The organism is Pseudomonas sp. C1C7 (genome assembly GCF_013359595.1).
In the GTDB taxonomy this organism is placed as follows: Bacteria; Pseudomonadota; Gammaproteobacteria; order Pseudomonadales; family Pseudomonadaceae; genus Aquipseudomonas.
The window spans coordinates 26,902-40,267 of sequence record NZ_JABFMP010000034.1; the positions used below are offsets into that span (position 1 = coordinate 26,902).

The following is a 13,366-nucleotide window of genomic DNA, read 5'->3' on the forward strand; positions in this document are numbered from 1 at the left end:
GACACCGCGGGGCATCAGGCTGCCAGCGTTATCGTTTGCCATCATCGCGAGCAGGCTCGCTCCCACAGGGGTTTTCTTCCTGTAGCTGTTGCCATAGCTGCGCAGCGCCGGGAAATTCGGTGCCATCCTCCGGGCTCATGTCATCCGGGTCATAACGGCTCAAACATCCCTCACCCAATGTCGCTGGCGCCTTGGAAGTGGCTTTGTCCAGTGGATCGCTCATGTTCGTGTCCTCGGAAACGGCGAAGGGCCTGAGCGATTGAACGCCCAGGCCCTTCGATTTTCAACCGGTTCCTGATGAAATCAGAACACCACGGTCTTGTTGCCGTGCACCAGAACGCGGTCTTCCAGGTGATAACGCAGGCCGCGGGCCAGCACCATCTTCTCGACGTCGCGACCGAAACGCACCATGTCTTCGATGCTGTCGCTGTGGCTGACACGCACCACGTCCTGCTCGATGATAGGGCCCGCGTCCAGCTCTTCGGTCACGTAGTGGCAGGTCGCACCGATCAGTTTCACACCGCGCATCGACGCCTGGTGGTACGGCTTGGCGCCGACGAAGGACGGCAGGAAGCTGTGGTGGATGTTGATGACCTTGTGGGCGTATTCGCTGCACAGCTCGGGCGGCAGGATCTGCATGTAGCGCGCCAGGACGACCACTTCGGCATCGTGCTGTTTGACCAGGCGCGAGACTTCGGCGAAGGCCGGCTCCTTGTCCTGCGGATTGACCGGCACGTGGTAGTACGGGATGCCGTGCCACTCGACCATGCTGCGCAGGTCGTCGTGGTTGGAAATCACGCAGGCGATTTCGCAGTCCAGCTCGTCGCTGTGCCAGCGGTGCAACAGATCGGCCAGGCAGTGGGATTCGCGGCTGGCCATCAGCACCACGCGTTTCTTCTGCGCGGTATCGGTGATGCGCCAGTCCATCGAGAACTCTTCGGCAATCGGCGCAAAGGCTTCACGCAGGGCTTCGATACCGAACGGCAGCGAGTCGGCACGAATCTCGTGACGCATGAAGAACCAGCCACTCTGATTGTCCGAGTGATGGCTCGCTTCAGTGATCCAGCCGTTGTGGGACGCCAGAAAGTTACTGACTTTAGCAACGATGCCGACGCGGTCCGGGCAGGAAATCACCAGCCGATATGTGTGCATGAGGGGGAAACTCCAGAACTTCGCAAAGGCGCCCATTCTAGCGATAACGCAGCAAAACCGCAGTATTGATCACCTCGCGTGGTGCCCGATGGTCGCTTGCGAGACTACCGCCAGCCTCTGCGAAGCCGTGGCCTGGCCGTGTTGTTGAGGCTATATACACATTCAATTTTGAATATCCGCGGTGGCTGCCTCGAACTTTTAACTGCTGATCCAATGTGGGATGAAGTCGCCGTTTCTTAATTAAATAAACATCGGTTTAATGTTTACTTGATGAAATACCCTGACTATTATTGCCGCACTGTCCCCCTGCCATCCTGTTTCTACATAAGGTAGTAATCATGTCCTTGATCAACGAATATCGCGCCACCGAAGAAGCTATCAAAGAGCTGCAGGCCCGTTTGAAGAACCTGTCCCAAGACGACAAACTGCAAACCGAGCTGGAATTCGAAGGCAAACTGCGCACCCTGATGGGCGAATACTCCAAGTCCCTGCGTGACATCATCGCTTTGCTGGATCCGGAATCCAAAACCAAGGCACCACGCGGCGCAGCAGTAAAAACTACCGGCACCAAGCGTGCTCGCAAAGTTAAACAATACAAAAACCCGCACAACGGCGAAGTCATTGAAACCAAAGGCGGCAACCACAAGACTCTGAAAGAGTGGAAAGCCAAGTGGGGCGGTGACGTGGTTGAAGGCTGGTCTACCCTGCTGGGCTAAGCCATAGCACTTGTTGCAGACAAATCTGTGACAAAAAATAACGCCAGCATACGCTGGCGTTTTTTATGCCTCGAATTCAGCGCCCGACATTTTCGAATTCAAAGATTCAAACGTTTGCGCAACTCAACAACATAGAGCTGCCATTGATCGAGCACCTCTTGCTGAAAAGGCGTCGCTGTAAGAGCCCATTGGGCTGCGGCCTGCGTGAAACTTTCCAGGGTATTGGGCGCGCCCCATTCCGGTGCCGACAAACGTTTCTGACAGAATATTCGCCAGCGCTCTTGCTCTTGCGCATTCAAGGTGTCGGGAAAGTTGCGTGCGCGATATCGAAACAATAATTCAGGCAAGCGTTCATCATCGAAAGGCCATTGCTGTTGCGCCAATTGAATCGGATCGACCGCTCGCACTTGTTCACAAAGCCTGCGATCGCGGTCGCCAATGAAACCGTCATACAACTGTTGTTCCGGGTCCTGGCTCGGAGCGAATTCCTCGCCGGCATAAATCTGCGCAACTTTCTCCTGCCAGACTTTCTGCGCGTCACTGAGTCGCAGCGCGCGCTGTTGATACAGCGCCATATCCAGCCCGAGTCGCTGTTGATCTTCCGGGCGAAGAACACCCAGAGGTGCCACCACCGGACATTTATTGATGTGAATGAGCTTGAGTGGTACAGGCGACTCACCTTCCACCAAATCCTCGCGCCGGGTGTACAAGCGCTGGCGCAAGGTGTCGGCATCCAGATTCAGCAGCCCCTCGGGATCAAGATGCAGGTCGCAGACAATCAGTGCGTTCTTGTTGCGCGGATGCCAGGCCAGGGGCAGCACCACACCGATGAAGTTGCGCGCCGCGGAAAAACGCCCGGACACATGCACCATCGGCTTCAACAGACGGACCTGATCCAGCACCTTCTGTTTACTGCGTAACTGGAACAGAAAGTCATACAGCTTCGGCTGCTTTTCCCGGATCAGACGCGCGAGAGCGATGGTGGCGCGAACGTCCGACAGCGCTTCGTGGGCATTGCCGTGGTCGATTGCGTTGGCGGCGGTCAGGCGTTCGAGCTTGAGCGTCACCTTCCCCTCGTCGTCGGTTGGCCAGACAAGGCCATCCGGGCGCAAGGCGTAGGCGGCGCGCACCACATCGATCAGGTCCCAGCGACTGTTGCCGCCCTGCCATTCCCGTGCATAGGGGTCGAAGAAGTTGCGATACAGGCTGTAGCGGGTCATCTCGTCGTCGAAACGCAAGGTGTTGTAACCCGCGCCACAAGTGCCCGGCGCCGCCAACTGGGCGTTTACCCGGGTCATGAAATCGGCTTCGCTCAGACCCTGTTCGGACAATCGAGCAGGGGTGATACCGGTAATGGCACAGGCCGCGGGGTGCGGCAGGATGTCTTCGCTGGGCTGGCAATAGAGGTTGACCGGCTCATCGATTTCATTGAGATCGAAGTCAGTACGCAGCCCCGCCATTTGCAGGGGGCGATCGCTACGGGGGTTGATGCCCGTCGTTTCGTAGTCGTACCAGAAGATGGAAGTCACAGGCGTTTCCTGAACGGGAGATCGGCGAAGTCTAGGCGTTCAGGTCCCGCCGCGGCCAGCGATCTTGTGTGCAATGGTGACTGCGCAGCCATCGGCAACACTTTGTTATGTCGTTTTCACGGGCAAGGCTGCTAGCATCGAAAAGACGAGACCATCCCGATCAGGCCACATCATCAGGTTGCCCATGCTCGAGACTGCAGCACTGCAAAGGAAAGCGACGCTGTCCCCGCCACTGGATACGCGGTATCAGGTCGAAACGCCGGAAGGCATCGATCTGCCCTTGCGTCCGGCCGGGCTGATGGTTCGTGCGCTGGCGTTCTCCATCGACCTGGCGCTACGCGGCGTGATCCTCGGCGTGCTGTTCGTGGCGCTTTCGATGCTCGGCAAACTGGGCATGGGCCTGAGTTCGCTGCTGATCTTCGCCGTGAGCTGGTGGTACATGGTGCTGTTCGAAGTCCTCAACCAGGGCCGCTCACCGGGCAAGCAGTGGATGGGCCTGAGAGTCGTGCAGGATGACGGCACGCCGATTGGCTGGTCCGCGTCGCTGTTGCGTAACCTGTTGCGGTTTGTCGATCTGCTGCCGTTCGCCTACTTCCTCGGCGCCATCAGTTGCCTGCAAACCCCAGGTTTCAAGCGTCTCGGTGACATTGCCGCCGGCACGCTGGTGATCTATCGCGAACATCCTCTTACCCGCCCACAACTGCCGCCCGCCCCGCCGCGCCATCCGGCCTTTGCCCTGACATTGACCGAGCAGCGCGCCATCCTCGGATTCGCCGAACGCCAGACCGAACTCTCCGATGCCAGGGTCAACGAACTGGCCGCCATCCTCGCCCCGCCGCTGAAGGTTCCCGCATCGCAAGCAGTTGCAGAACTCAACGGCATCGCCCACGGCCTGTTGGGCCCGACATGAAGCAAAGTCTTTTCGAACATCGGCACATGGCCGAGTGGGAGCAGTTCTCCCTGCTGCTGGAGAGGCTGGAGCGCGACCGCAACGCCAGCGGGATGGACAACTTTCCCGGCGACTACCGGCGCATCTGCCAACACCTGGCCCTGGCCCGGGAGCGTGGCTACAGCAGTTTCCTGATCGATTCCCTGCAGCAACAAGTGCTGCGCGGGCATCAGCAGCTGTACCGCCATCGCAGCCGACTGGGCGCCAATGTGCTGGCCTTCATCCTCGCCGACTTCCCCCGCCTGGTGCGCGAACAGTGGCGTTTCGTGCTGGCCGCCAGCCTGATGTTTTTCGCCAGCCTGATCGGCTTTGCGCTGTTGGTGTACCTGTTTCCGGAGCTGATCTACAACCTGCTTCCGGCCGAGCAGATCGCCGACATGCAAAGCATGTACGACCCGCAGGCCGGTCATCTGGGACGCTCAGCGGACCGGGCCGCCAGCGAAGACTGGGTGATGTTCGGCTACTACATCATGCACAACATCGGGATCGCCTTTCAGACCTTCGCCAGCGGTTTGCTGTTTGGCCTGGGCAGCGTGTTTTTCCTGTTCTTCAACGCAATGATCATCGGCGCGGTGGCCGGGCACCTGACGCAGATCGGCTTCGGGCAGACCTTCTGGTCGTTCGTGATCGGGCATGGCGCGTTCGAACTGACCGCCATCGCCCTGGCCGGAGCGGCCGGCCTGCAACTGGGTTGGGCCCTGATCGCCCCCGGACGCTTGCCCCGCGCCGAAGCCCTGCGCCTGGCGGCACGCAAAAGCGTGTTGCTGATCTGCGGGGTGATGCTGTTTCTGCTGATTGCAGCCTTTATCGAAGCCTACTGGTCGTCGATGACCACGCCGACGCCGCTGACCAAGTACCTGGTTGGCGCTGCGCTCTGGCTGCTGGTGTTGGCGTATCTGCTGTTTGCCGGACGGGGCCGCCATGCGCCTGAGTGACGCCACCGTGGTGATCCGCCCGCGCCCGACCTGGGAAGCCATGGACCTGGGGGTGCTGCTGAGCCAGCGCCATCGCCGCCTGCTGATGACCAGTTGGGCCGTGCTGACGGTGCCGGTCTTCGCCCTGTTGACCTGGCTGTTCTGGGACTCGCCCTCTCTTGCGGTGTTCATCTTCTGGTGGTTGAAACCGGCGTTCGAACGCCTGCCGCTGTACATCCTGTCCAAGGCCATGTTCGGTGAAACACCCACATTGAAAGAGGCCCTGCGCCAATGGCCACGACTGCTCAAACCGCAACTGCTGGCCAGCCTGACCTGGCGTCGGTTGAGCCTGAGCCGCAGCTTTCTGCTGCCGGTGGTGCAGCTCGAAGGCCTGGGCGGCGAAGCAAGACAGCAACGTTTGCAGGTGTTGTTGCAGCGCGATGCCAATGCGGCGCGCTGGCTGACGATCATTGGCGCGCACCTGGAGACAGCGCTGTGGATCGGTCTGACGGTGCTGTTCTACCTGCTGCTGCCGCAACAGGTGGCCGTGGACTGGAGCTGGCAGACGCTGATCACCGCCGCGACCCAGGACTGGCGCTGGCTGGAGCACCTGACCAATGCCTTTTATGTCCTGGTGCTGGTGGTGTGGGAGCCGATTTATGTGGCCTGCGGTTTCAGCCTGTATCTGAACCGCCGCACCGTACTGGAAGCCTGGGATATCGAACTGGTGTTCCGCCGCCTGCGCCAGCGCTTGAGCAGCACCGCCGCGGTTCTGTTGCTGGCGATGATCGTGCTGATGCCTGCCAGCCAAAGCGTTTGGGCCGCAGAGGCCGCCCCTTCACCCGACAGCCCGCGTCTGCTGGAGCAACCGCTGACCAGCCAGGCCTCTCGCAACAGCATCCAGACGATCCTCGAACAACCGCCGTTCAAGAACCCGGAAACCGTGACCCGTTACCGTTTCGGTGAGGACAGGACCAACGCCGAATCCCCGGACAATGACCAGCCGCCCGCATGGCTCAAGGCCCTGTTCGATCTGTTCGGCAGCCAACGCTTCGGCACCGTGGCGTCGCTGATCGAAACCTTGTTGTGGGGCGCGGTGATCACCGCCATCGGCCTGTTGATCTGGCATTACCGCGACTGGCTGCAGACCTTCGTCAGCCGTCGCCCCCTTCCCCGCAAGAAAGCCCCGTCAGCGCTGCCGAAACAGGCGTTCGGCCTGGATCTGGACCGCGAAACCTTGCCCGCCGATATCGCCGCCAGCGCCGAAAGCCTCTGGCAAACCCAGCCGCGCGAGGCGCTCGGCCTGCTCTATCGCGCCCTGCTCAGTCATTTGCTGCACGACTTCAACCTCGTGCTCAAGGCCGCCGACACCGAAGGCCAGGTGCTTGAACGCATCGAACAATTGCAGCAACCGTCCCTGCTGGCCTTCAGCCGGAACCTGACGATGCACTGGCAAAACATGGCCTACGGGCACCGCTTGCCGCCGGCGGATTCGCAGCAGCAATTGTGCGATGGCTGGCGTGCCTTGTTCGGTTCGGGGGCAAACCGTTGAGCCGGCGCGCCTGGCCGTTGGCGCTCGGCATTCTGCTCGCCGTGCTGCTGGGTGCGCTTGGCATCTATCTCTATATGAAGGCCGTGCCCTACACGGATCAAATCGATCACGGCCCCTCGCCCGAAGCCCAGGCCAATCCCTACCTCGCCGCCGAACACTTCCTGCGCCAGCAGGGCCTGACCGTCAGCCATGCCAACAGCCTCGACATCCTGCCCAGCCTGGAGCCTCGCCAGAACAGCCTGCTGCTGTTCGGCGACCGCTACAACATGACGCCCCGGCAGATCGACCAGGTCATGAACTGGACCCGGGCCGGCGGGCGTCTTCTGTTCGTCGCCCAATCGCTGTGGGACGAAAAGGCCGGGCAAAGCAACGACCTGCTGCTCGACCGGGTACAGCTGCATCAATCCCTGAGCAAGGACCTGAAAGACCCGCCGCCCAATAGCGAAAACGGTGACGATCCCTATCCGAAACTGACCAAGCTGTATCTGGAAAACGAAGACGCTCCGGCCTATGCCGGCTTCGATACCGCCTTTCACCTCGAAGACCCGAACAACCTCGCCCAGGCCTGGGCCAACAGCGCCAAGGCCACGCACATGATGCAACTGAACCACGGGCTGGGTTCGATCATCGTGGTAACGGACGCCGACCTGTGGAAAACCCCGGCGATCGGTGAGTACGACAATGCCTGGCTGCTCTGGTACCTGACGGCCGACACCCATGTGACCTTGATGTACGACACCGACCACGACAGCTTGTGGACCTTGTTGCTGCGTTACTTCCCCCAGGCGCTGGTGGCCCTGATTGCCCTTGTCGCGTCAGGCCTGTGGCATGCGGCTGTGCGCCACGGCCCCGTGCAGGCGCCGGCCGCGAAAGCCCGCCGGCAACTGCTGGAACATGTGCGCGCCAGTGCCGACTTCATGTTGCGCCGCAACGGTCAGCACAGCCTGCTGCACGCCTTGCAACAGGACATCCTGCGCCGGGTGCGCCACCGCCATCCCGGTTACGACCAACTGGCCGTCGCCGAACAATGGCTGGTGCTGTCCCGCCTGACCCGACAACCCACTCGCGCCATCAGCCAGGCCATGAGCCCGCGACCGAAGCAGCGGCTATCCAGCGCCGAGTTCAGTCGTCAGGTCGCCCATCTGCAAACCTTGAGGAACGCTTTGTGACGATTGATCCGAAAGAGCCGGACAGCGCCGGTCACGCCATGCAGCAACGACAACGCGCCAGCCAGCTGGCTCAGGCAATACGCGGCGAACTGCAAAAGGCCGTGATCGGCCAGCACAGTGTCATCGACGACGTACTCAGTGCATTGATTGCCGGTGGCCACGTGTTGCTCGAAGGCGTGCCCGGATTGGGCAAGACCCTGCTGGTGCGCGCCCTGGCCCGTTGCTTCGGTGGCGAGTTCGCGCGCATCCAGTTCACCCCGGACCTGATGCCCAGTGATGTCACCGGGCACGCGGTGTACGACCTGCAGACAGAGCAATTCAAACTGCGTAAAGGTCCGCTGTTCACCAACCTGCTGCTGGCTGACGAGATCAACCGCGCTCCGGCCAAGACCCAGGCCGCGCTGCTCGAAGCCATGCAGGAACGTCAGGTCACGCTCGAAGGCCGCGCCCTGCCGATCGCGCAACCGTTCATGGTGCTGGCCACGCAAAACCCGATCGAACAGGAAGGCACCTACCCGCTGCCGGAAGCCGAGCTGGATCGCTTCATGCTCAAGGTGCGCATGGATTACCCCGACGCCGATCAGGAACTGGACATGGTGCGTCAGGTCAGTCGCTCGACCCGCGCCGACATGCTCGACGTGCAGCCGCTGCGCACGGTGTTGCAGGCCAAGGATGTACTGGCCCTGCAACGGATCGCCAGTGACCTGCCGCTGGACGATCAAGTGCTCGATTACGCCGTACGCCTGGCCCGCACCACCCGCGCCTGGCCAGGCCTGACCCTCGGCGCCGGTCCACGGGCCTCGATTGCCCTGGTGCGTTGCGCCAGGGCGCGGGCATTGATTCGGGGCGGCGAGTTTGTGATTCCGGATGACATCAAAAGCTGCGCGCTGGCGGTTCTGCGCCATCGCGTGCGGATCGCGCCGGAACTGGATATCGAAGGACTGGACGTGGATCACGTGCTGCGCCAGTTGCTCGATCAAGTACCGGCGCCGCGGTTGTGAATATCGTGCATCGAATAAAAGATCGCAGCCTTCGGCAGCTCCTGCAGGGTTGTGCACATTCTGCAGGAGCTGCCGCAGGCTGCGATCTCTTGATCTGCCTGAAGGGTGGCACGGCATGAAACCCACTCGCCTGCTATTGCTCTGGCTCGCCTTGCTGCTGGCCATCGGCATCGTGCTGGGCAGCTTGCAGGCAATGGGGATCGCGTTGCCCGCGTACCTGCCGCGGATCAACTGGGGCTTGCTCCTGGCGCTGCTGGCCCTGGCGCTGCTCGATGCGGTGCGGCTCAAGCGTCTGCCCTCGCCGCGCCTGCTGCGGCAGATGCCCGGCAGTCTGGCCCTGGGACGCTGGAGCGAGGTGCGGCTGGAGCTCGAACACGATTTTGCGCAACCGATGCATCTACAACTCTTTGATCACGTTCCCGACGGCTTGAGCTTCGAGCACCTGCCATTGATCGTGCAGTTGCAACCCGGCCAGCGCAGCCTGATCGACTATCGCCTGCGTCCGCTCATGCGCGGTCACTTCAGTTTCGAACACTGCGAAATCAACCTGCCAGGTCCGCTGGGCCTTTGGTCCGACAAGCGCCTGCTCGAGGTGGCTGACCAGACCCGGGTCTATCCCGACTTCGCCCACCTTTATGGTGGCCAACTATTGGCGGTGGATAACTGGCTGAGCCAGCTCGGCGTTCGCCGGCATCAACGCCGCGGCCAGGGGCTGGAGTTTCACCAGTTGCGTGAATTCCGCGAGGGCGACAGCCTGCGGCAAATCGACTGGAAAGCCACCGCCCGCCAGCGCACGCCCATCGCCCGGGAATACCAGGACGAGCGCGACCAACAGATCATGTTCATGCTCGATTGCGGGCGTCGCATGCGCAGCCAGGACGGCGAGCTGGCGCATTTCGATCATGCGCTCAACGCCTGCCTGCTGCTTAGCTACGTCGCGCTGCGCCAGGGGGACGCGGTGGGCCTGTGCACCTTCGCCAGCGAACAGCCGCGCTTCCTCGCCCCGGTCAAAGGCAGCGGGCAACTCAATGTGCTGCTCAACACGGTTTACGACCTGAACAGCAGCCAGCGCAGCGCCGACTATCAAGCGGCCATCACCGAGCTGCTCGCCCGCCAGAAACGCCGGGCGCTGGTGGTGCTGGTGACCAACCTGCGGGACGAGGACGATGAAGAACTGCTCACCGCCGTCAAACGCCTGAGCCGCCAGCACCGGGTCCTGGTCGCCAGCCTGCGCGAAGAAGTGCTCGACAACCTGCGGCAAACGCCGGTGCAGACATTGCCCGAGGCGCTGGCCTATTGCGGTACGGTGGATTACCTCAATGCCCGGGCCGAACTGCACGAGCGCCTGAGCGCCCACGGTGTACCGGTGCTGGATGCGCGGCCCGGGGAATTGGGCACGCAGATGGTGACGCAGTATTTGAGCTGGAAACGCAGTGGTGGTGTTTGATTGGCCTTTGAGATTTTCATCGTCTGTAAAGACGCCTTCGCGAGCAAGCCCGCTCCCACAGCGGACCGTGTTCCGACAACAGGAACGCGGCAAATGTGGGAGCGGGCTTGCTCGCGAAGCTTTTAAGGCTTTGATCAGGCCGAAGCCGACAACGTCTGGAAACTGAAGTACTGCTTCAACGCCTCCACCAGTTGCCCATATTCCGGTGGGGCTCGTTGCAGGCTGAACCCGGCGTCGTAGTATTGGGGCGTTTGATCTTCGTGGCACCACAGGCAACACGCCCGCAGATCGATGATCTGCTGGCACCCATCGCCGACGGGGATTTTCAGGCGCAGACCGAAGTCCGCGCCGATCATCATGGGCAGTTGGCTGATGAGCATCAGCCCGTGTTCGGAAACATTGCCCAGATAACCGATGGGTTTGTCAGTGACACTGTTGAACACTTTCAGAAAATACGGCAGTTGATGCCGCTCGATCCGGCGGTCAGTGAACATGCTGAATTCGCTACGCAAGGTCCTTAAGCAGGACCGCACTAATGCTTCGGAACAGGCCTGCCAACTGATATCCCGGCAGATGCGGCCCGCTCTCCCCGATCCTGGTGCGACAGTCCGTGTACCGTTGCCGCTTACTCCTACCGATCACAGGTGTTGCCACAGTTTAGAAACCAGCCTCTAAACCGATCTATTGGACTATAGCTCACTACCGCCGGTCGGCCACCTATTGAATGACAACCAGCATCAGAACTGTGTCGGCCGCACGGTTGCCGAGCTGCGCATCGGGTAATGGCCCAGGCTGGCCAGGGTTTCCAGACGGGCGCGGGCGCGGTAGGCGTATTCGCTCTGCGGGTAGGAGGCGATGATGAACTGGTAGGTCTGGGCGGCATCGATGAACATTTTCTGCCGCTCCAGGCATTGGCCGCGCATCATCGACACTTCCGGCCACACGTACGGCCGGGCCCGGCTGTCGCGCTCGACCTTGGACAGCTCGAGCATCACCTGCTCGCAATTGCCGCGGTCATAGGCGCTGTAGGCATTGTTCAAATGATGGTTCATGGCAAAACGGGTGCAACCCGTGACACTGAATAAGGCAAGGGCGGCAATGAGTACGAATCGCATGGGAAATCTCCTGTCTTGAACGCTGTATCGACCCGTGGACGGAAATCTTCAGCGGCCCGGCACAAAGTTGAGGTGTTCAATAAAGAAAGAATTAAGTAGTGCAAACGAACAATGACTACAGCGTCCGACCATAGTAGCCTCACTCAGCGCTTGAACTCAGGAGTCTTTGCATGTCCGTCCGTCGTACCAAAATCGTCGCCACCCTTGGCCCGGCCAGTAACTCGCCGGAAGTTCTCGAACAGCTGATTCTGGCTGGCCTGGACGTCGCCCGCCTGAACTTCTCCCACGGCACCCCCGACGAGCACAAGGCTCGCGCCAAGCTGGTGCGTGATCTGGCCGCCAGGCACGGCCGCTTCGTCGCCCTGCTGGGTGACCTGCAAGGCCCGAAAATCCGTATCGCCAAATTCGCCAACAAGCGCATCGAGCTGAAGATCGGTGACAAGTTCACCTTCTCCACCAGCCATCCGCTGACCGAAGGCAACCAGCAGGTGGTCGGCATCGACTACCCGGATCTGGTCAAGGACTGCGGCGTGGGCGACGAGTTGCTGCTCGACGACGGCCGCGTGGTGATGCGTGTCGAAACCGCCACCGCCACCGAACTGAACTGCGTGGTGACCATCGGCGGCCCGCTGTCGGACCACAAGGGCATCAACCGTCGTGGTGGCGGCCTGACCGCTCCGGCCCTGACCGAAAAGGACAAGGCCGACATCAAGCTCGCCGCGGAAATGGACCTGGACTACCTGGCCGTCTCCTTCCCGCGTGACGCCGCCGACATGCAATACGCCCGTCAACTGCGCGACGAAGCCGGCGGCACCGCCTGGCTGGTGGCGAAGATCGAACGCGCCGAAGCCGTGGCCGATGACGAAACCCTCGACGACCTGATCCAGGCGTCCGACGCCGTGATGGTGGCCCGTGGCGACCTGGGCGTGGAAATCGGCGATGCCGAGCTGGTGGGTATCCAGAAGAAGATCATTCTGCACGCCCGTCGCCACAACAAGGCGGTGATCGTTGCGACCCAGATGATGGAGTCGATGATCCAGAACCCGATGCCGACCCGTGCCGAAGTGTCCGACGTGGCCAACGCCGTGCTCGACTACACCGACGCCGTGATGCTGTCGGCCGAAAGCGCCGCCGGTGCCTACCCGCTCGAAGCGGTACAGGCCATGGCCCGTATCTGCATCGGCGCGGAAAAGCACCCGACCAGCAAAACCTCCAGCCACCGCATCGGCAAGACCTTCGAGCGTTGCGACGAGAGCATTGCGCTGGCGACCATGTACACCGCCAACCACTTCCCGGGCGTGAAGGCGATCATCGCGTTGACCGAAAGCGGTTACACCCCGCTGATCATGTCGCGTATCCGTTCCTCGGTGCCGATCTACGCGTTCACCCCGCACCGCGAAGCCCAGGCCCGCACCGCGCTGTTCCGTGGCGTGTACACCATCCCGTTCGACCCGGCATCCCTGCCGCCAAGCCAGGTCAGCCAGGCCGCCATCGACGAGTTGCTCAAGCGCGGCGTCGTGGAACAAGGCGACTGGGTCATCCTGACCAAGGGCGACAGCTACCACACCATCGGTGGCACCAACGGCATGAAGATCCTGCACGTTGGCGACCCGATGGTCTGAGTGACCGGTTGCTGAAAGACAAAAGCCCTGCCATGTGAATGGCGGGGCTTTTTGTTTTCTGATCCTTAAGATGCGGTGCCTGTACCGGCCCCTTCGCGGGCAAGCCTCGCGCCTACAGGTTTCAATGGTGTTCCGGAAATTGTGCACAGCACAAAACCCTGTGGGAGCGGGCTTGCCCGCGAAGAGGCCGGCACAGCCAA

At 61.3% G+C, this 13,366-nt stretch carries 13 protein-coding genes; 8 read left to right on the forward strand and 5 right to left on the reverse strand.

Annotated features, from left to right (window positions below; translation table 11 throughout):
- Nucleotides 1-28 precede the first annotated feature (28 nt).
- A complete protein-coding gene (locus HNO86_RS23645; protein ID WP_175379342.1) occupies nt 29-223 on the reverse strand; it encodes a hypothetical protein in 195 nt (64 codons plus the stop codon).
- Nucleotides 224-303: 80 nt separating this feature from the next.
- The gene (gene purU, locus HNO86_RS23650) at nt 304-1,152 is read right to left on the reverse strand and encodes a formyltetrahydrofolate deformylase (RefSeq protein ID WP_110964641.1); all 849 of its coding nucleotides are present in this window, start codon (nt 1,150-1,152) and stop codon (nt 304-306) included.
- A gap of 338 nt (nt 1,153-1,490) precedes the next feature.
- Here purU and mvaT point away from each other — a divergent pair, with 338 nt between their 5' ends.
- The gene (mvaT, locus tag HNO86_RS23655; protein WP_175379343.1) at nt 1,491-1,868 is read left to right on the forward strand and encodes a histone-like nucleoid-structuring protein MvaT; all 378 of its coding nucleotides are present in this window, start codon (nt 1,491-1,493) and stop codon (nt 1,866-1,868) included.
- A 98-nt stretch (nt 1,869-1,966) separates the two neighbouring features.
- Here the strand turns inward: mvaT and sbcB are convergent, their stop codons facing one another.
- On the reverse strand, nt 1,967-3,397 hold the full coding sequence (sbcB, locus tag HNO86_RS23660; RefSeq protein WP_175379344.1) for an exodeoxyribonuclease I: 1,431 nt from the start codon (nt 3,395-3,397) through the stop codon (nt 1,967-1,969).
- Nucleotides 3,398-3,581: 184 nt separating this feature from the next.
- Between sbcB and HNO86_RS23665 the strand changes: the two genes are divergently transcribed.
- From HNO86_RS23665 to HNO86_RS23690, 6 genes are all read left to right on the forward strand, one after another.
- Nucleotides 3,582-4,307 (forward strand): RDD family protein, encoded by a 726-nt coding sequence (locus HNO86_RS23665; RefSeq protein WP_175379345.1) that lies wholly within the window; start codon nt 3,582-3,584, stop codon nt 4,305-4,307.
- On the forward strand, nt 4,304-5,281 hold the full coding sequence (locus HNO86_RS23670; RefSeq protein WP_175379346.1) for a stage II sporulation protein M: 978 nt from the start codon (nt 4,304-4,306) through the stop codon (nt 5,279-5,281). The genes HNO86_RS23665 and HNO86_RS23670 overlap by 4 nt, the downstream gene beginning before the upstream one ends.
- Entirely contained in the window at nt 5,268-6,812 is a 1,545-nt protein-coding gene (locus tag HNO86_RS23675; RefSeq protein ID WP_175379347.1) for a DUF4129 domain-containing protein, read from the forward strand. The genes HNO86_RS23670 and HNO86_RS23675 overlap by 14 nt, the downstream gene beginning before the upstream one ends.
- Nucleotides 6,809-7,981, forward strand: coding sequence for a DUF4350 domain-containing protein (locus tag HNO86_RS23680; protein ID WP_175379348.1), 1,173 nt, complete (start codon nt 6,809-6,811; stop codon nt 7,979-7,981). Before HNO86_RS23675 ends, HNO86_RS23680 begins: the two co-directional genes overlap by 4 nt.
- A 38-nt stretch (nt 7,982-8,019) precedes the next feature.
- Nucleotides 8,020-8,982 carry a MoxR family ATPase gene (locus HNO86_RS23685; protein WP_175379379.1) on the forward strand — a complete coding sequence of 321 codons (963 nt, stop codon included), beginning with the start codon at nt 8,020-8,022 and terminating at the stop codon, nt 8,980-8,982.
- A 115-nt stretch (nt 8,983-9,097) separates the two neighbouring features.
- A complete protein-coding gene (locus HNO86_RS23690) occupies nt 9,098-10,429 on the forward strand; it encodes a DUF58 domain-containing protein (RefSeq protein ID WP_175379349.1) in 1,332 nt (443 codons plus the stop codon).
- Between the two features lie 134 nt (nt 10,430-10,563).
- Here HNO86_RS23690 and HNO86_RS23695 read toward each other — a convergent pair whose 3' ends face one another.
- Both HNO86_RS23695 and HNO86_RS23700 read right to left on the reverse strand, forming a co-directional pair.
- Nucleotides 10,564-10,923, reverse strand: coding sequence for a PilZ domain-containing protein (locus HNO86_RS23695; protein ID WP_110964647.1), 360 nt, complete (start codon nt 10,921-10,923; stop codon nt 10,564-10,566).
- Between the two features lie 243 nt (nt 10,924-11,166).
- Nucleotides 11,167-11,544, reverse strand: coding sequence for a tol-pal system YbgF family protein (locus tag HNO86_RS23700; RefSeq protein ID WP_175379350.1), 378 nt, complete (start codon nt 11,542-11,544; stop codon nt 11,167-11,169).
- A gap of 170 nt (nt 11,545-11,714) precedes the next feature.
- On the opposite strand from HNO86_RS23700, the gene pyk reads away from it, so the two are divergent.
- Nucleotides 11,715-13,166, forward strand: a complete 1,452-nt coding sequence (gene pyk, locus HNO86_RS23705; RefSeq protein ID WP_175379351.1) for a pyruvate kinase — start codon at nt 11,715-11,717, stop codon at nt 13,164-13,166.
- Nucleotides 13,167-13,366 lie beyond the last annotated feature (200 nt).